We start from the raw sequence: 18,636 nt of genomic DNA, 5'->3' as shown, positions 1-18,636 counted from the left end.
AACCCCATGAATCCAGTCGATCTGGTGATCGTCATCGTGTACCTCGCGGCGATGCCGATCATCGGCGTGCTGATCGGGCGCAGACAGAAGTCCGCGAACGACTACTTCGTCGGCGAACGCAGCATGCCGTGGTGGGCGGTCACGCTCTCGGTGGTGGCGACAGAGACCTCCACGCTCACCGTGATCTCCACGCCCGGGCTCGTGTTCGGCAGCGCCTTCCTGTTCCTGGAAGTGGCTTTCGGCTACATCATCGGCCGCGTGATCGCCGCGTTCGTGCTGCTGCCGCGCTATTTCCGCGGCAATTACGTGAGCGCGTACGAATTCCTCGGCCGCCGCTTCGGGCGCGGGCTGCAGGGCACCGCGTCGGTGACCTTCGTGGTGACCCGGCTGCTCGCCGAGGGGCTGCGGCTGTTCGCCGGGGCGATCCCGATCAAGGCGATCCTCAGCCACTACGGCATCCACACCGAGTACTGGCACATCGTCGTGCTGCTGACCGCGCTCACCGTGATCTACGCGTTCGTCGGCGGCATCAAGTCGGTGATCTGGGTCGACGTCATCCAGTGGTCGCTCTACATCCTCGGTGCGATCGGCGCGGTGATCTTCCTGTCCACGAAGCTGCCGTCCGGCTGGACGCAGCTTGCTTCGAGCCAGGGCCGGTTCCAGCTCACCGACTTCGCGTCGAACCTGCTCACCAACCCGTACGCGTTCCTCTGCGCGGTGGTCGGCGGCGCGTTCCTGTCGATGGCTTCGCACGGCGCGGACCAGTTGATCGTCGGCCGGCTGCTGTCGTGCCGGAACCTGCGCGACGGCCAGCGCGCGCTGATCGGCTCGTCGATCGTGGTGTTCATCCAGTTCGCGCTGTTCCTGCTCGTCGGCGCGATGCTGTGGGTCTACACCGGCGGCAAGACGGGCTCGACGGCCACCGCGGTCGCGGCCGGGAAGATGTCCGGCGACGACGTGTTCTCCAACTTCATCGTCAACGACCTGCCGGTCGGACTGGCCGGGCTGCTGATCGCCGGCATCCTCGCCTCCACCATGGGCGCGCTCGCGTCCGCGCTCAACGCGCTGTCCACGTCCACCATCGCCGACCTCTACCAGCGGTTCACGAACAAGTCGGTCGAGGACGCCAAGCTGCTCCGGCACGGTCGCATGTGGACACTCATCTGGGCGGCGGTGTTCGCGGTGTTCGCCTCGATGTTCACGAACTCGAAGGACCCGGTGATCCAGCAGGGCCTCGGGATCGTCGGCTACACCTACGGCGCGCTGCTCGGCTCGTTCTTCCTCGGCCTGCTGGTGCGCAAGGCCCGCCAGTCCGACGCGGTGATCGCGTTCGCCTGTTCGGTGGTCGGGATGGCGTTCCTGATCCTGTTCGTGAAATTCGACAAGGCGACCACCGACGTGCATATCAAGTTCGGTGCCGCGACGAAGACGCTCGTGCCGCTGGCGACGTACTGGTACACGTTCGCCGGGGTGCTGATCACGCTGATCGTGGGCGGGCTGCTGTCGCTGCGGCGAAGTGGGGCGGACCCGAACGTCGCGAAGATCGAGGAACCTGCGGAAAGCCCTGCGTAGAAAGCTCGTGAGTGTTGATCCCGGTTAGAACCGGGATCAACACTCACGACGTCGTTACGGCTGGGTGTAGAAGGTCAGCCCGTCCTTGTCGCAGCCGATCCGGCCGCTGCCCTGCGCGCCGGTGTCGGCCAGGCACCGCCAGCCGTTCACGTTCAGCACGTGCGCGGTGCCCTCGGCCTTCTTCGGCGCGTCCTCGAAGTACTGGGTGATCACGTTGATCGCCTCGGTGCAGCCGGGGCGACCGGCTTTGGTCTCGGCGGCGACCAGACCGACCTTGCCGTTGGGCGCGTCGATCGGGCCGCAGTCGACCGGCGGGCCGACTGTCTCGCCGGTGTCCGCGCCGCTGTCCTCGGACTTGCTCGCGCTGGGCGTCTTGCTCGCGGGCGCGGCCTTGCTGCTCGGCACGGGACTCGCCGGTGCGGACGTGACAGTGAGGGCGACCGACGGCGGGGACGAGAGGGCGCCCGCCGGGTCGCTGCCCCCGCCGCAAGCCGAAACCAGCGCGCCGAACGCGAGAAGCGACGCTGTGACAGCGGTTTTGGACAGCTTCGTGCGCATGAAGAATTCCTCCCGGGGTTCGGCCGCCGATCGGCCAGGATCACCCTAAGCGGACCGCGCCGGGTCGGCAGTGCGGCAGCGAAACGGCCCGGCCTCCCGAGGTCGGGGAAGCCGGGCCGTCGCGAAGAATCCGTCAGTGGATGACGACCTGCCGCACGTGCACGAAGTTCAGGTCGCCGCCCTGCCAGTGGCCGAGGTCGGTCCGGCCGCCGTCCCAGTACAGGGTGACCGAGTTGTTGCCGGAGTCGACCCGGGCGACGCCGCCCAGGTCCACGTAGGTCGCGCCGGAGTTGGCGAAGCAGGCGACATCGCTGCCGTCCCAAGGGTTTCCGCCCGCGAGACGCAACTGGACGAAGTCGGTGCGGCCGTTGCAGGCGACCCGGTCGATGGCGAACGCCTGACCGGCGGGAACGGTGACGGCCAGCGCGAGCGCCGCGGCGCCGCCGATCGCGAGTCTCTTGACGAGTGAAGGCATGATCGCTGTGGAACCTTTCTCCCAGTGCTGCCTTGAAAGTGATCCCGGCCGCTGCGGCGAAAACCGCGCCGCCGGACGAGATCGACCGTGCCAGCAGCGGGCCTCGCCCGGACAGCCGTCGCGTCCGCTTCTACCCGTTCGTACCCGGGGTGCGAGAGAAAAGGGACCTCGCTCAGACGGACTTGCCGTGGAACGAAAGACCCTTGCTGCCGCAGAAAATCTGCTTGCTGCCGCCGTTTCCGCCGTCGTAGCCGCAGTTCCAGCCGTCGACGTCGAGGAAGTGTCCGCTGCCCTCGGCCTTGGTCGGGGCCTGGGCCAGGTAGTCGGACATCACGTCGATCGCCTCGGTGCAGCCGACGGTTCCGGCGGGCATCGCCTCGGTGACCACGTCGACCTTGCTGCCGGGGCCGTCGACCGGGCCGCAGTCGGCTCCGTTGCCGAGTTCGCCCTTGCCCGGCAGGCGGTCGCCGGGCTGCTGCTTGGCCGGAGTCGGGTGCGGCTTCGGCTTGCTCGCGTGCGTCGGGGCCTGCGCCTGGGTGGACGGCGCGGGCGTGGCGGAAGAACTCGGCGCTGCCACCGACGAAGCGGTCGGCGCGGCCGAGAGCACACTCTGCGCCACTGCGGCCTGCCCAGTCTGCGAACCGCCGCCGCACGCGCCTACTGCCAGCGCAACGCCGAGCATCGAACCGGAAATCAGGGTGCGGGCCACCATGGTGCGCATTGTCGAATCCCCTCCAGGATGTGTTTCTTGCGAACACTCCTGAAGACGCGCGGACCCGGCGGCAGTTGGCCGATCGGACAGCTGTCCGGGCAGGCCTGCCCGTTCGGGCAGGATCGCCGGGACCGGCGCAACCCGCTCAGGAAGCCGGGACCGGTTCCTCGTCCGCGGCGCGCAGCCGCTGCGAGATCACCTTGGTGATGCCGTCGCCCTGCATGCTCACGCCGTACAGCGCGTCGGCGATCTCCATCGTCGGCTTCTGGTGCGTGATGATGATCAGCTGCGACGAATCGCGCAGCTGCTCCAGCAGGCCGATCAGCCGGCGCATGTTGGTGTCGTCCAGCGCGGCCTCGACCTCGTCCATCACGTAGAAGGGCGAAGGGCGGGCGCGGAAGATCGCGACCAGCATGCCGACCGCGACCAGCGACTTCTCGCCGCCCGACAGCAGCGACAGCCGCTTGACCTTCTTGCCCGGCGGGCGCGCCTCGACGTCCACGCCGGTGGCGAGCAGGTCGTTCGGCTCGGTGAGCACCATCCGGCCCTCGCCGCCGGGGAACAGCACGCTGAACACCGTCTCGAACTCGCGCGCCACGTCCGTGTAGGCCGCGGCGAAGACCTCCAGGATCTTCTCGTCGACCTGCTTGATGACGGCCTCGAGGTCCTTGCGGGTGTCCTTGAGGTCTTCCAGCTGGGTGGAGAGGAATTTGTACCGTTCCTCCAGCGCCGCGAATTCCTCCAGCGCCAGCGGGTTCACCTTGCCCAGCAGGGTCAGGTCCTTCTCCGCGCGCTTGGCGCGGCGGGTCTGGGTGTCGCGGTCGAACGGCATCGGCGGCGGCTGCGTGACGTCCTCGCCGCGTTCCTTGGCCGCCTCGTACTCGGCCATCTCGCCGGCGCTCGGGGGCACCGGCACGTCCGGACCGTACTCCTCGACCAGGTCCGCCAGCCCGATGCCGAAGTCCTCGGCGATTTTGGCTTCCAGCGTTTCCAGCCGCAGCTTCTGCTCGGCGCGCAGCACCTCGTCGCGGTGCACGGCGTCGGTCAGCTTCTCCAGTTCGCCGGACAGCTCGCGCACCTTCGCGCGCACCGCGGTGAGCGCGGTTTCGCGGCTTTGGCGCTGTGCCTGTGCTTCGTCGCGCTCGGCGGCCGCGCGCTGCACCGAGATCTCGATGCGCTCCAACGCGAACTCACCGGCGTTGACGACCGCGTTGGCGATTTCCGCGCCCCGCTCGCGTGCTTCCCGGGCCTTGGCCGCGCGCTCACGGGCCTGTTGCTCGGCGTAGGCCGCACGGCGCAACGATTCCGCTCGCCCGGCGATGCTGCGCGCGCGTTCCTCGGCGGTGCGCTGCGCGAGCCGTGCTTCGACTTCTTCCTGCCGTACCACGGCAAGCTGCTCGGCGGCCTCGTCGCGCTCGGCGGTGTCCGGATCGTCTTCGACCGGCTGCTCGGCGACCGCGGCGAGCCGTTCTTCCAGCTCCGCCAACTGTTCCAGCGCGTGCTCGCGGCTCTGCTCGACCTTCGCGCGCTGCTGGGTCAGCCGTTCGACCTCGGCCTGCGCGGACCGCGCCGCCTGCTGCAACCGGTTGAGCCGCTCGGACGACCGCGCGTTGCGCACCTTGGCGTCGCCGAGCGCGTCCTTCGCCTGGCCGACCTCTTCACGGCGCGCCTGCTGCTCGGCACGCGCACCTTCCAGCTCGGCGGAGTACTGCTCCAGCGCGCGTTCGGCCGTGCGCAAGCGTTCCTGCGCCTCGTCGACCGCCGCTTGGACCTCGATCACGCTCTCGCGAGCCGCGGAACCACCGGCGATCCAGTCGGCCCCGAAGACATCGCCCTCAGCGGTAACGGCGCGCACCTGCGGGTGCTGCGCCACGAGCTGACGCGCGGCATCCAGATCCGGCACCAGCGCGAGCCGGTCCAGCGCCTTCTCGACCGCGGGCCGCAGCTGCTCCGGCGCGTTGACGACCTCGCGGGCCCAGCGCGCACCCGCGGGCAGCATCGGCCACGAACTGGTGTCCACAGTGGACCCAGCACTGACCGGCACGATCCCGGCGCGACCGGAATCGGTTTCCTTCAAGTACTTCAGCGCGGACAGCGCGTTCTCGTCGCCGGACACCGCGACCGCGTCCGCGATCGGTCCGAGCGCGGCGGCCAGCGCGACCTCGTGGCCCGGCTGCACGGTGAGCAATGCGGCGACCGAACCGAGCAGGCCCGGCATTTCCGCGGACGCACCGAGCAACGCACCCGCGCCGTCCTTGCGCTTGAGCCCCATCGACAGCGCCTCGACGCGCGCCTTTTCCGACGCGATCTCCCGCTCGGAACCGCGTTCGGCCTTCACCAGCTCTTCGACGCGAGCCTTGGCGGCGTTGTTCGCCTCCACCGCCCGGTCGTGGCGCTGCTGCAGCTCGGCGTCGTCGGATTCTTCCGTGCCGCCAGCGGCTTTGGCTTCTTCCAGCTCCTCGACCGCGATCTCGGCGCGCTCGGCAGCTTCCTGCAAGCCGACCGTCAGCCGGTCGACCTCTTCCGCAGTCGCGCCGTTCTTGCTGCGCAACGCTTCGACCTGACCGGTCAGCTTCGCCATGCCCTCGCGGCGGTCGGCGATCGCGCGGACCGCGGCCCAGTGCGCGCGCTCCGCGGCCTGCACCCGCTGTTCGAGATCTTCCCGGCGCAGCACGGTTTCCGCGAGAAGTTCGCGGGCCTCCATGACCGCTTCGGTCAGCTCCTGCTCGCGCTCGGCGGCCTGCTCAGCCTCGGCGAGCAACTCCTCCGGGTCACGACCGCCAGTCGGCGCGGCAACGTCGGAAGAAAGGTGCCGCTGACGCTCCACAGCCAGCCGCACGGTGCCGCGCAACCGCTCGGTGAGCGCCGACAGCTTGTACCAAGTCTCCTGCGCGATCTGCAGCCGCGGCGCGTCCTCGGCGAGCGACGCCTCCAGCTCGGCTTCCTCGGCGGCCACGAGTTCCAGCGCCTGCTCGACTTCGGCGCGACGCTGACGGGCGGTGCGCTCGTCGGCCTCGTCGCGCGCGATGGACTGGCGCTGGGTGACCAGGTCGTCGGCGAAAAGCCGGAGCCGGGCGTCGCGCAGGTCGGACTGCACCGACTGGGCCTTGCGGGCGATCTCGGCCTGTTTGCCCAGCGGTTTGAGCTGACGGCGCAGCTCGGTGGTGAGGTCGGTGAGCCGGTCGAGGTTGCCCTGCATGTTGTTGAGCTTGCGCAGGGTCTGCTCTTTGCGCTTGCGGTGCTTGAGGACGCCCGCGGCCTCCTCGATGAACGCGCGCCGCTCCTCGGGCTTCGACTCCAGGATCGCCGAAAGCTGTCCCTGCCCGACGATGACGTGCATCTCGCGGCCGATGCCGGAGTCCGACAGCAGTTCCTGCACGTCCATCAGGCGGCAGCGGTCGCCGTTGATCTCGTACTCGCTCGCCCCGTCGCGGAACATCCGGCGCGTGATGGAGACCTCGGCGTACTCGATCGGCAGCGCGCCGTCGGCGTTGTCGATGGTGAGCGTGACCTCGGCGCGTCCGAGCGGGGCGCGGCCCGCGGTGCCGGCGAAGATGACGTCTTCCATCTTGCCGCCGCGCAGGTCCTTCGCGCCTTGAGTGCCCATGACCCAGCGCAGCGCGTCGAGGACGTTCGACTTTCCGGAGCCGTTCGGGCCGACCACGCAGGTGATGCCGGGTTCGAAGCGCAGCGTGGTCGCCGAGGCGAAGGACTTGAAGCCCTTGAGCGTCAGGCTTTTCAGGTGCACGTGCTGCCGACCCCTCTTGGCCACGGGTACTGGATGGCTACCGGTTCCCCCGGTTCGGGACAGGCTACCCGGGGGTTCCGGAACGCAGTGGGAGGCCAGGCCGCCCGGGCGCGCCTAGCACAGGTCCGGCCGCCCCGGCAACCCCAAACACCCCATCAGCCGCAGCCGCCACACCGGGCTCAGCGCTCGACGAAACCTTCCAGCCCGCCCTTGGCGGCCGTCCAGCGTTCAACTACCTGATCCACTCGTCCGGGTGACGTTCCGGAGCGCAGCGCGGCCAGCAGTCGCGCACAGTGGTCCCGGCTACCCTCCGCGACGACCTCAACACGGCCGTCCGGGAGATTCCTGGCGAATCCGGTCAGCCCGAGTTCGAGCGCCCGGCTCCGGGTCCACCAGCGAAAACCGACTCCCTGCACCTGCCCGTGCACCCAGGCGGCCAGCCGGACGGGCGATTCCTGCTCGTTCACCGCCCCCATCCTGCCGCACACCCCCGGCTGCGGACCGTGACGGCCCGGTCCCTCTGTCGCGCGAACGGGTCCTGAGCAGTGATAACCTCCCGCCTGGCATCCGGGGCCGGAGCCCCGCTCCCCCGTTGCCGCCCCTCGACTTGAGCGTTGACTCTTCTAAGGAGCCTGCATGTCCCGTCCCGACGGGCCTGAACCAAGCTCAGCGTCGCCCGAGATCGCGGTGAGCGCTGCCCCGACCGCTCCGCCGAAGGGCGCGAGCGGGAGGCTCAGCCGCTCCGGCTACGCCATCCTGGGCGTCAGCGGCCTCGTGGTGGCGACAGCCTTCGCCGCGGTCGCCGAACTGGCCGGCCCCGGCTCGGTCACCGACACCGCGACGAACAGCACCACCGGCGGCGGCCCGGGCGGGCTGCAGGGCAGTTCGCAGGTAGTCGTGCCAGGCAACGCAGTCCCCGGCGGCCCGATGACCGTCCCCGGCTCGCCGACGCCCGGCCAGACCGCCCCGCCGACCCCGACCACGGTGGTGGCCGTGGGTCCGGACGGGAAGCCGACTACGAGTGTCATCACTCCGCCGCCTAACGCGGGGCAGCCGGGCGGGCAGCCTGGTGGCCAGCCCGGCGGCGGACAGCCGGTACCGGGCACCACTTCGGACCGCAGCGACCCGCCGACCAGCCACCCCACGACGCCGAAGCCGCCGAGCAGTTCCACGCCGCCGACGACGCCGTCCACCCCGACGAGCCACCCGCCGTCCTCGGACAGCCCGCCGCCCAGCTCATCCGGCAGCAGCTCGACCGGCGGCCAGCCGTCGTCCTCGCCGAGTGCGTCCACTTCGGACTCCAACCCGACGAGTTCCACCAGCCGCTGAAGTCCGTGAGGGGAACCCTGAGGGACTCTGAGTCCCTCAGGGTTCCCCTCACGGCTTTTCGGCCAGGTCAGGCTTCGAAGCGGTAACCCATCCCAGGCTCAGTCAACAAATGCCGCGGCCGGGAAGGCTCCGGTTCCAGCTTCCGCCGCAACTGCGCCAGATACACCCGCAGATAATGGGATTCCGTCTCGTACGACGGTCCCCACACCTCGTGCAGCAGCTGTTTCTGCGCCACCAACCGGCCCCGGTTGCGGACCAGCAGTTCCAGCACTCCCCATTCCGTCTTGGTCAGGTGCACCTCGCGGCCCTCGCGCAGCACCTTCTTCGCCGCCAAATCGATCGTGAACGATCCGGTGTCCACCACGGCTTCCGCGCCGTCCGTGCCACCGACCGACGAACGTCGCACCGCGGCCCGCAGCCGGGCTAGCAGTTCGTCCATTCCGAACGGTTTGGTCACGTAATCGTCGGCACCCGCGTCCAGCGCTTGCACCTTGTCCGCCGAATCGCCGCGGGCGGACAGGACGATGATCGGCACCGTGGTCCAGCCGCGCAGGCCGGCGATCACCTCGGTGCCGTCCAGGTCGGGCAGGCCCAGGTCGAGCACCACCACGTCGGGTTTCGTTTCGGCGACCGCTTTCAGCGCGGCGGTGCCGTCGTGTGCGGTGATCACCTTGTATCCGCGTGCGTTGAGGTTGATCCGCAGCGCCCGCACGATCTGCGGTTCATCGTCGACGACCAGTACCGTCGCCATGGGGTCGGCAGTCATCGCGCCACGCCCTCCTCAGCCGATTCAGCTTCCACCAATTCCCGGCCGGTGCAGGCCGGCAGCGAGATCACCACCGTCAACCCTCCGCCTGGAGTGTCCTCGGCGCGAACCGTACCGCCCATCGCCTCGGTGAAACCCTTCGCGACGGACAGCCCCAGGCCGACGCCCGGCGTCGAGTCCCGGTCTCCGCCCAGTCGCTGGAACGGTGCGAACGCGGATTCCGCGGCACCTTTACGCAGGCCCTTGCCGTGGTCGACAATGCGCAATTCCACGAATTCCGAATGCGCGCTCGCCCGTGCCGAGACGTCACCGCCGCCGTGTCGCAGCGCGTTGTCGAGCACGTTCGCGATTACCCGTTCCAGCAAGCCGGGATCTGCTTGCACCGAAGGCAATCGTGCATCCACGAATACCTGAACACCTTGCGTGTTGTCTACATTGGACAAGGCGTGCGCGACCACCTCGTCGTAGCCGACTGGCCGCAGGTGCGGGGTGACCGCGCCGGTCGCCAGCCGCGACGAGTCGAGCAGGTTGTCGATCAACCCGGCGAGCCGGTCTGCCGAAAGCTCAACGGCTTCCATCAGTTCCTCAGTGTCCTCATCGGACAGAGAAAGGTCCGGCGCGCGCAGGCTGCCGATCGCCGCCTTGATGGACGTGAGCGGCGTCCGCAGGTCATGGCCGACCGCGGACAGCAGCGTCGTGCGCAGTTCGGTTGCCTCGGCTTTGCGTTCCGCGGCCGCCGCGGCTGCCGCCATTCGCTGCTGCCGCAAGGCGAGCAAAGCTTGTCCTGCAACGGCTTCCAGCACGCGACGGTCTGCGGCGGGCAAGGCGCGACCGCGCAGCGTCAGGTGCACATCGGCGGTCACCGCAATGTCCACATCGGCCTCATCGGGATCAGCGCACGGCTCGCCGCCGGACAAAGCGACCTTGTCCCACTTGCCGTTGCGTTTCTCCAGCAGTGTCACGGAAGTGAGGCCGAAGTTTTCCTGCACCTTCTCCAGCAACCGCTCGATCGGATTCGGATTGGTCAGCACGGTGCGCGCATACGAAGCCAGCAGCGACGCTTCCGTCCGAGCCCGCGCCGCAGCTACCCCCCGCCGGGCCGCGGAAGCGACGACCAACGCCACCATCACCGCCACCACGACCATCGCGATCAGCGTGACGACGTTCTGCGGACTGTGCACATCCAGCGTGTACAGCGGTGGCGTGAAGAAGAAGTTCAACAGCCCGGCACCGAAGGTCGCGGCCACCAAAGCAGGCCCGAGCCCGCCGACCAACGCGACGACGACGGTAGCCAGCACGAAAAGAATCACATCGGTGGAGAACTCGACCGCGTCGCGCAGCAGCACGCCGAGGCCGGTCGCGACGACCGGTGCCACGATGCTCAGCACCCAGCCCATCACGAGCCGCGACGGCGCCAGCGGGCTCGTGCCCAGCCGCGCCCGCAGCCGTCCGCCGGCATAGGAGTGCGTGACCATGTGCACGTCGATCGGCCCGGACTGCTGGATCACCGTCGCGCCGATGCCCTCGTCGAAAAGCCTCGCGACCCGAGACCGCCGCGAGGTGCCGATCACCAGCTGAGTCGCGTTGACCCCGCGCGCGAAGTCGAGCAACGCGGTCGGCACGTCGTCGCCGACCACGGCGTGGAACGTCGCGCCGACCTCCTCGGCCAGCGTGCGGCAGCGGGCCATCGCGGTCGGCCCGAGCCCGGCGAGACCGTCGCCGCGCAGGATGTGCACGACCTGCAGTTCCGCGCCCGCCCGGTTGGCGATCCGGCTGGCGCGCCGGATCAGCGTCTCGCTTTCCGGCCCGCCGGTGATCGACACGACCACCCGTTCGCGCGTTTCCCACGTATCGGTGATCTTCTGCTCGGCGCGGTAACGCTGCAGCGCGACATCGACCTGGTCGGCCACCCACAGCAGCGCCAGCTCGCGCAAAGCGGTGAGGTTGCCGGGCCGGAAGTAGTTGCCCAGCGCGGCGTCGATGCGCTCGGCCGGGTAGACGTTGCCGTGCGCGAGCCGCCGTCGCAGCGCTTCCGGCGTGATGTCCACCAGCTCCAGCTGCTCCGCCCGGCGCACGACCTCGTCCGGCACGGTTTCCTGCTGGGTGACGCCGGTGATGCGCTCGACCACGTCGTTGAGGCTCTGCAGATGCTGGACATTGACCGTGGACAGCACGTCGATGCCCGCTTCGAGCAGCTCGTCGATGTCCTGCCAGCGTTTCTCGTGCCGTCCGCCGGGCACGTTCGTGTGCGCCAGCTCGTCCACGACGACGACCTCGGGCGCGCGGGCGAGCACCGCGTCGAGGTCCATTTCGGCGAACTCGTGCCCGCGGTGGCTGACCGTGCGCCGCGGCACGACGTCCAGCCCGTCGAGCAGGTCGGCGGTTTTCTTGCGGCCGTGCGTCTCGACCAGGCCGACGACCACGTCGGTGCCGCGGTCGAGGCGGCGGCGCGCTTCGCCGAGCATGGCGAAGGTCTTGCCGACGCCCGGAGCCGCGCCGAGGTAGATCCGCAGTTCGCCTCGGCGCGGCTTCGGGGGTGTGTCAGGGGTGCTCACTGTGTCAGTGTGCGCCAGGAGCGGCCGAATGCACGGCAAGGTTGAGCCGGAGCACATTCACGCCCGGCACGCCGATCCCGTTGCCGGTCGTGTTGTCCGCGACCAGCTGCCGCACCTTCTCCTCGCTCAGCCCGGTGTTGCGAGCCACGCGAAGCACCTGCAGATCGGCGTACGCGACGCTGATCGCCGGGTCGAGGCCCGAGGCCGAGGCGGTCACCGCGTCCGCGGGCACCTCCGCCGGGGTGACTCCCTCGCGCTGGGCGATCATGGCCCGCCGCTGCGCGATGGCCTTGGTCAGCTCCTCGTTGTACGGCCCCTTGTTGGACGGCCCCGATGTCGACGGGTCACCCGGCCCGAGCACGTCCTTCGAACTGGCCGAGGGCCGGTTGTGGAACCACGGGTCGTGCGCGGCGTCGGCGGGCACCGGGTCGATGCCGATCAGCGACGAGCCGACCGCCTGGCCGTTCTGCGTCACCACCGAGCCCTCGGCGTGCCCCTGGAGGCCGGGGATGCGCGACACCGCCCACACGCCCAGCGGGTAGACGATGCCGAGCAGCACGGTCATCGCGAGGAGCAGGCGCAGGCCCGCCCAGGTCTGCTTGAGCAAAACGTTCATGGTCAGCCAATCCCAGGAATGTGGCGCACGATCAGGTCGATCACCCAGATCCCGAGGAACGGGCTGACGATCCCGCCGAGGCCGTAGACGAGCAGGTTGCGGCGCAGCAGCGCGGACGCCGACGACGGCCGGTACCGCACGCCGCGCAGGGCCAGCGGGATCAGCGCGACGATGATCAGCGCGTTGAAGATCACCGCGGACAGGATCGCCGACTTCGGCGTCGCCAAATGCATGACGTTCAGCGCGCCGAGCTGGGCGAAGATGCCGGTGAACATCGCGGGCAGGATGGCGAAGTACTTCGCCAGGTCGTTCGCCACGCTGAACGTGGTGAGCGCGCCGCGGGTGATCAGCAACTGCTTGCCGATGCCGACGATCTCGATCAGCTTCGTCGGATTCGAGTCGAGGTCGACCATGTTTCCGGCTTCCTTCGCCGCCATGGTCCCGGTGTTCATCGCGACGCCGACGTCGGACTGCGCGAGCGCGGGCGCGTCGTTCGTGCCGTCGCCGGTCATCGCGACGAGCCGCCCGCCCTCCTGCTCCTTCTTGATGAGCGCCATCTTGTCCTCGGGCTTGGCCTCGGCGAGATAGTCGTCGACGCCCGCGTCCTGCGCGATCGCACGTGCGGTGAGCGGGTTGTCGCCGGTGATCATCACCGTCTTGATGCCCATCGAGCGCAGTTCCTCGAAGCGCTCCTTCATGCCCGGCTTCACCACGTCGGACAGCCGGATCACGCCGCGCACGAACGCCGTCCCGCCCGCGGCTTCCGCGACCACCAGCGGGGTCCCGCCCTGCTGGCTGATCTCGTCCACGACGCGTTCGGTCTCGTCCGGGACGTCGCCGCCTCGCTCGCGGACCCACTCGCGCACCGCCGAAGTCGCGCCCTTGCGGACCTCGCGCCCGTCGAGGTCGACGCCGCTCATCCTGGTCTGCGCGGTGAACGGCACGAACTCGGCGAGCTTCTCGCTGTCGTCCGCCGCTCCGGGAAGCCCGTGCTGCTCGGCGATCAGCTCGACGATGCTGCGACCCTCCGGCGTCCCGTCAGCCAGGCTGGACAGCCGAGCCGCCCGTGCCAGGTCGTCCACAGTGGACTTGCCGACCGGGATCAGCTCGGTCGCGCGCCGGTTGCCGAAGGTGATCGTGCCGGTCTTGTCCAGCAGCAACGTCGACACGTCTCCGGCGGCCTCGACCGCGCGGCCGGAGGTAGCGAGGACGTTGCGCTGCACCAACCGATCCATCCCGGCGATGCCGATCGCGCTCAGCAACGCGCCGATCGTCGTCGGGATCAGGCAGACCAGCAGCGCGGTCAGCACGATCACCGACTGCTCGCTGCCCGAGTAAGCCGCCATCGGCTGCAGCGCCACGACGGCGAGCAGAAAGATGATGGTCAGTGTGGACAGCAGGATGGTGAGCGCGATCTCGTTCGGCGTCTTCTGCCGGGAAGCGCCTTCCACCAACGCGATCATCCGGTCCACAAAGGACTCGCCGGGCTTGGTGCTGATCCGTACGACGATCCGGTCGCTCAGCACCGTAGTGCCGCCAGTGACCGCCGAACGGTCGCCGCCGGACTCCCGGATCACCGGAGCCGACTCGCCGGTGATGGCCGATTCGTCCACCGTGGCAATGCCTTCGACGACGTCGCCATCGCCCGGGATCACCTGCCCGGCCTCGACGACCACCCGGTCGCCGACGCGAAGGTCCACACCGGGCACCTGCTCCTCGGAGCCGTCCTCGGTAAGCCGCCGCGCGACGGTCTCCTTTTTGGTCCGCCGCAACGATTCCGCCTGCGCCTTGCCGCGCCCCTCGGCGACAGCTTCGGCCAGGTTCGCGAACACGACGGTGAACCACAGCCACACCGCGATGAGAATCGAGAACACGCTCGGGTCGGTGACCGCGAAAACGGTGGTCAGGACCGAACCCGCCCACACCACGAACATCACGGGATTCTTCAACTGGTGACGAGGGTGCAGCTTCCGCAGCGCGTCCGGCATGGACGACCACAGCTGCTTCGGGCTGAAGACACCGGCACCGACTCTGCCTGCGTTTTCGACGTGGTGCTGCGTCTCCTCTTCGGGAGTCCGCTCTTGGGTGATGGTCATGCCAACGCCTCCGCGATCGGCCCCAGCGCGAGGGCCGGGATAAACGTGAGAGCCGCGACGAGGACGACGGTGCCGGTCAGCAACGTCCCGAACAGCGGCCCGGTGGTGGGCAGCGTGCCCGCGGTTTCGGGGACTTTCTTCTGCGAGGCAAGCGAACCCGCCAGGCAGAGCACCGCGACGATGGGCACGAACCGGCCGATCAGCATGGCCACCGAAAGCGACGCCTGGAACCAGTCGCTGGTCGCGGTGAGACCGCCGAAGGCGCTGCCGTTGTTGTTGCCCGCGGACGTGTAGCCATACAGGACTTCCGACAGACCGTGCGGACCCGGGTTGCCGAGCGCGTCCCGCGTTCCCGGCAGCAACAGGGCGATGCCGGAGCCGAGCAGCACCACGGTGGGCATCGCCAGCATCGAGATCGCCGCGCAGGTGACCTCGCGCTTGCCGAGCTTCTTGCCCAGGTACTCCGGCGTGCGGCCGACCATCAGCCCCGCCAGGAACATCGCGATCACGGCCATCACGAGAATCCCGTACAGCCCGGTGCCGACACCGCCCGGCGAAACCTCGCCGAAGAGCATGTTCAGCAGTGTTCCGCCGCCGCCGAGGCCGGACAGGCTGTCGTGCGCCCCGTTGACCGCGCCGGTCGACGTGCCGGTGGTGGTGTCGGCGAACAACGACGTGCCGCCGATCCCGAACCGCTGTTCCTTGCCCTCGAGGTTCGCCCCCGCGGCCAGCGCCGCCGGGCTGTTCGTGCGCGACTCGGACGTCCAGATCACCGCGAGCATCGCCGTCCACAGACCGGCCATCACCGACAGCAGGACGTAGCCCTGCTTGCGGTTGCCGACCAGCTGCCCGAACGCGCGGGTGAGGCAGACCGGGATCACGAGGATCAGGAACATCTCGATGACGTTGGTCCAGACGTTCGGGTTCTCGAACGGATGCGCGGAGTTGGCGTTGAAGATGCCGCCGCCGTTGGTGCCGAGTTCCTTGATCACTTCCTGGCTCGCCGCCGGAGCCAGCGCGATCGTGCTGGTGCTGCCGTCCGGGTTCGTCACCGCGACTCCGGAACGCAGGCTCTGCACCACGCCGAGCGCCACGAGAACCAGCGCGAACACGAACGCCATCGGCAGCAGCACGCGGATCGTTCCGCGCGTGAGGTCCACCCAGAAGTTGCCGAGCCGGTCGGTGCGCGAGCGGATGAACCCGCGCGTCACCGCGATCGCCACGGCCAGCCCGACGCCCGCGGACAGGAAGTTCTGCACGGTGAGCCCGGCCATCTGGACGAAGTGGCCCAGGGTCGCCTCGGGCGTGTAGGACTGCCAGTTCGTGTTGGTCACGAAGGAAACCGCGGTGTTGAACGCGACAGCGGGCGACACCGGGCCGCGGCCGAAGTTCCACGGCAGGATCGACTGCAGGCGCTGCACCAGGTACAGCAGGATCACCGAGACGAACGAGAAGCCGAGCACGCCGGAGGCGTAGGTCTTCCAATGCTGTTCGGTGTCCGGATCGACCCGGACGATCTTGTACAGGGTCTTCTCGACCCGCAGGTGCTTCCCGGTGGAGAAGACGCGGGCGAGGTAGTCGCCGAGGGGTTTGTAGACCACCGCGAGGGCGACCAGGAGCACGCCGGCTTGCAGGAAGCCGGCCGCGACGTCACTCATCTCAGAATTTCTCCGGCCTCACGAGGGCGACGAACAGATAGCAGAGGAGGCCGAGCGCCAGCAGTCCGCCGACGACGTTGGCCACGGTGCCCGCGCCGCTCACAGCTTCTCCAGCCCGCGCAGGACACCGGCGAGCACCGCGAAAACGCCGATGAGCAATAGGGCGTACAGCAAATCCGCCACGAGGCACCTCTCAGAAAGGGTCACCCGGCACGGGCGACCGTCGGTCGAGTGCCACTGTGCGGTCGTCGCGGAGGGTGAGCACCCCCGTCTGACGCCTCCTTGACGCGGTGACCTGGGCGCGTTTACGCGATCTTGACGCCCGGTGACCCGCGCCACTACGTCAAGCGCCATTCGGGTCAGCGGAGGCGGATGACTGTCCGTAGTTGGTGGGTGACTTGCGGCACAACCGGTAGCGGATCAAGGACAGAGAGTGCAATTCGGGCAGACAAAGATCGGGGATCCGTGTTACACCTGAGTAACCAATAGTTGTATCAACTAACTAACTAAGTTCAAGGAGGTCTCGTATGTGCGGAATCGCGGGCTGGGTTTCCTACGACACCGATCTCACGCAGCAGCAGGAGATCGCGGACGCGATGACCGAGACCATGGCCTGCCGAGGACCCGACGACCGCGGAACCTGGGTCCGCCGTTCGGTCGCGCTCGGTCATCGCCGGCTCGCCATCATCGACCTGCCGGGCGGCCGGCAGCCGATGAGCGTCAAGACCCCGAACGGCGAGGTCGCGATGGTCTACAGCGGCGAGGCCTACAACTTCTCCGAACTTCGTGAAGAACTCACGAAACTGGGGCACCGCTGGGAGACCGACAGCGACACCGAGGTCGTGCTGCACGGCTATCTGCAGTGGGGCACCGAGGTCGTGGACCACCTCAACGGCATGTACGCGTTCGCGATCTGGGACGAGCGCGACCAGAAGCTCGTGATGATCCGCGACCGGATGGGCATCAAGCCGTTCTACTACTACCCCACGCGCGACGGCGTCCTCTTCGGCTCCGAGCCGAAGGCGATCCTGGCGAACCCGTTGGCGCGCAAGGTGGTCGACAGCGACGGCCTGCGCGAGCTGATGGGCTTCACGAAGCGGCCGGGCTGGTCGCTGTGGAAGGGCATGTACGAGGTCGACCCGGCCACCGTCGTGACCGTGACCCGCGAGGGCATCAACACCCGCACCTACTGGAAGCTCGACGCGAAGCAGCACACCGACGACCAGGAGACGACGGTCGCGCGGGTGCGCGAGCTGATGACCGACATTGTCCACCGGCAGCTGGTCGCCGACGTGCCGCGCTGCGTGCTGCTCTCCGGCGGCCTCGACTCGAGCGCGGTCACCGGCCTCGCCGCCGCCCGGCTGGCCGAGCAAGGCGAGCAGCTGCGCACCTTCTCGGTCGACTTTTTCGGGCAGGAGGAGAACTTCAAGCCCGACGAGATGCGCGACACGCCGGACTCGCCCTACATCCGCGACGTCGCCAAGCTCGTCGGTTCCGCGCACCAGGACGTGATGCTGAACCCGGCCGACCTGAGCGACCCCGAGGTGCGCCGCAAGGTGCTGCGCGCCCGCGACATCCCGTCCGGACTCGGCGACATGGACACGTCGTTGTACTTGCTGTTCAAGGCGATCCGCGGCGAATCGACGGTCGCGCTGTCCGGCGAATCGGCCGACGAGGTGTTCGGCGGGTACCGCTGGTTCCACGACGAGGCCGCGGTGAAGGCCGACACCTTTCCGTGGCTGGCGTTCCGCAACAGCCTGATGGACGAGCGGGGTTCGCTGCTCGAACCAGGGCTCGCGAAGAAGCTCGACTTGGATTCCTACATCGCCGACCAATATCGGACCGCAGTGTCCGAAGTGGACCTTTTGGACGGCGAATCCGAGCGGGAGTCCCGGATGCGGGTCATCTGCCACCTGCACCTGACCCGTTTCGTGCGGCAGCTGCTGGACCGCAAGGACCGGATGTCGATGGCGGTAGGCCTGGAAGTGCGCGTGCCGTTCTGCGACCACCGGCTCGTGGAGTACGTCTACAACACGCCATGGTCGCTCAAGACCTACGACGGCCGGGAAAAGAGCCTGCTGCGGCACGCGACCAAGCACGTGCTGCCCGCGTCGGTGCGGGACCGGGTGAAGAGCCCGTATCCGTCCACTCAGGACCCGGGGTACGCGATCGCGCTGCAGCAGCAGATCAAGGAAGCCTTGGCGCAGAAGGACAACCCGCTGTTCCAGATGGTCGGCAAGGAGTGGCTGCAGCAGTCGGCGGAAACCGACCCGTCGGCGATCAGCCAGTCGCAGCGGGTCGGCATGGACCGGGCGCTGGACCTGCACCACTGGTTCGACATGTACTCGCCGGAGCTGGAACTCGACTGACCCGCCGCTCGCCCGGCTGCCGCCAAAGTCCGTGAAGGGCTCCTTGAGGGAATCTGACCTGGATCCACCGAGTTGAGTTTTTGTTGATCTTGGTGGTGGGTGTGCGGGTGGTGCCCGTTGGGTGGACGCGTTGGTGTGGCTGGCGTCGCACCAGCGTGTCCACTGTGGGTTCTCCGGTCGGT

The 18,636-nt window shown here is 68.7% G+C and carries 14 protein-coding genes; 2 read left to right on the top strand and 12 right to left on the bottom strand.

The genetic code is table 11. The features are described from left to right. Positions 1-6 precede the first annotated feature (6 nt). Positions 7-1,572, top strand: a complete 1,566-nt coding sequence (locus D0D37_RS30250) for a sodium:solute symporter (protein ID WP_116204004.1) — start codon at positions 7-9, stop codon at positions 1,570-1,572. A gap of 54 nt (positions 1,573-1,626) precedes the next feature. Here the strand turns inward: D0D37_RS30250 and D0D37_RS30245 are convergent, their stop codons facing one another. From D0D37_RS30245 to kdpF, 12 genes are all read right to left on the bottom strand, one after another. Continuing rightward, a complete protein-coding gene (locus tag D0D37_RS30245) occupies positions 1,627-2,130 on the bottom strand; it encodes a hypothetical protein (RefSeq protein ID WP_116204003.1) in 504 nt (167 codons plus the stop codon). A 133-nt stretch (positions 2,131-2,263) separates the two neighbouring features. Then, on the bottom strand, positions 2,264-2,605 hold the full coding sequence (locus tag D0D37_RS30240) for a beta/gamma crystallin domain-containing protein (RefSeq protein ID WP_116204002.1): 342 nt from the start codon (positions 2,603-2,605) through the stop codon (positions 2,264-2,266). Between the two features lie 172 nt (positions 2,606-2,777). Further along, entirely contained in the window at positions 2,778-3,326 is a 549-nt protein-coding gene (locus D0D37_RS30235; protein WP_208720217.1) for a hypothetical protein, read from the bottom strand. Between the two features lie 136 nt (positions 3,327-3,462). Continuing rightward, positions 3,463-7,065 (bottom strand): chromosome segregation protein SMC, encoded by a 3,603-nt coding sequence (smc, locus tag D0D37_RS30230; protein ID WP_116204024.1) that lies wholly within the window; start codon positions 7,063-7,065, stop codon positions 3,463-3,465. Positions 7,066-7,244: 179 nt separating this feature from the next. Continuing rightward, on the bottom strand, positions 7,245-7,541 hold the full coding sequence (locus D0D37_RS30225; RefSeq protein WP_208720216.1) for an acylphosphatase: 297 nt from the start codon (positions 7,539-7,541) through the stop codon (positions 7,245-7,247). A 270-nt stretch (positions 7,542-7,811) separates the two neighbouring features. Next, positions 7,812-8,384: a hypothetical protein gene (locus D0D37_RS30220; protein ID WP_208720215.1), complete on the bottom strand. Its 573-nt coding sequence runs from the start codon at positions 8,382-8,384 to the stop codon at positions 7,812-7,814. 77 nt (positions 8,385-8,461) lie between these two features. After that, entirely contained in the window at positions 8,462-9,160 is a 699-nt protein-coding gene (locus tag D0D37_RS30215; RefSeq protein WP_116203999.1) for a response regulator, read from the bottom strand. Continuing rightward, positions 9,157-11,715 carry a sensor histidine kinase gene (locus tag D0D37_RS30210; RefSeq protein ID WP_116203998.1) on the bottom strand — a complete coding sequence of 853 codons (2,559 nt, stop codon included), beginning with the start codon at positions 11,713-11,715 and terminating at the stop codon, positions 9,157-9,159. Before D0D37_RS30210 ends, D0D37_RS30215 begins: the two co-directional genes overlap by 4 nt. A 4-nt stretch (positions 11,716-11,719) precedes the next feature. After that, positions 11,720-12,331 (bottom strand): potassium-transporting ATPase subunit C, encoded by a 612-nt coding sequence (locus tag D0D37_RS30205; RefSeq protein ID WP_116203997.1) that lies wholly within the window; start codon positions 12,329-12,331, stop codon positions 11,720-11,722. Between the two features lie 2 nt (positions 12,332-12,333). Continuing rightward, a complete protein-coding gene (gene kdpB, locus D0D37_RS30200; protein WP_116203996.1) occupies positions 12,334-14,427 on the bottom strand; it encodes a potassium-transporting ATPase subunit KdpB in 2,094 nt (697 codons plus the stop codon). Continuing rightward, positions 14,424-16,085, bottom strand: a complete 1,662-nt coding sequence (gene kdpA / locus D0D37_RS30195; RefSeq protein ID WP_116203995.1) for a potassium-transporting ATPase subunit KdpA — start codon at positions 16,083-16,085, stop codon at positions 14,424-14,426. Before kdpA ends, kdpB begins: the two co-directional genes overlap by 4 nt. A gap of 1 nt (position 16,086) precedes the next feature. Then, positions 16,087-16,188, bottom strand: coding sequence for a K(+)-transporting ATPase subunit F (gene kdpF, locus D0D37_RS30190; RefSeq protein WP_116203994.1), 102 nt, complete (start codon positions 16,186-16,188; stop codon positions 16,087-16,089). A 424-nt stretch (positions 16,189-16,612) separates the two neighbouring features. Here kdpF and asnB point away from each other — a divergent pair, with 424 nt between their 5' ends. Beyond that, positions 16,613-18,454 carry an asparagine synthase (glutamine-hydrolyzing) gene (gene asnB, locus D0D37_RS30185; RefSeq protein ID WP_116203993.1) on the top strand — a complete coding sequence of 614 codons (1,842 nt, stop codon included), beginning with the start codon at positions 16,613-16,615 and terminating at the stop codon, positions 18,452-18,454. Positions 18,455-18,636 lie beyond the last annotated feature (182 nt).

The organism is Amycolatopsis circi (assembly GCF_003385235.1).
Taxonomy (GTDB): domain Bacteria; phylum Actinomycetota; class Actinomycetes; order Mycobacteriales; family Pseudonocardiaceae; genus Amycolatopsis; species Amycolatopsis circi.
The sequence above is the reverse complement of the archived record's forward strand: the minus strand, read 5'-3'. Positions and strand labels throughout refer to the sequence as shown.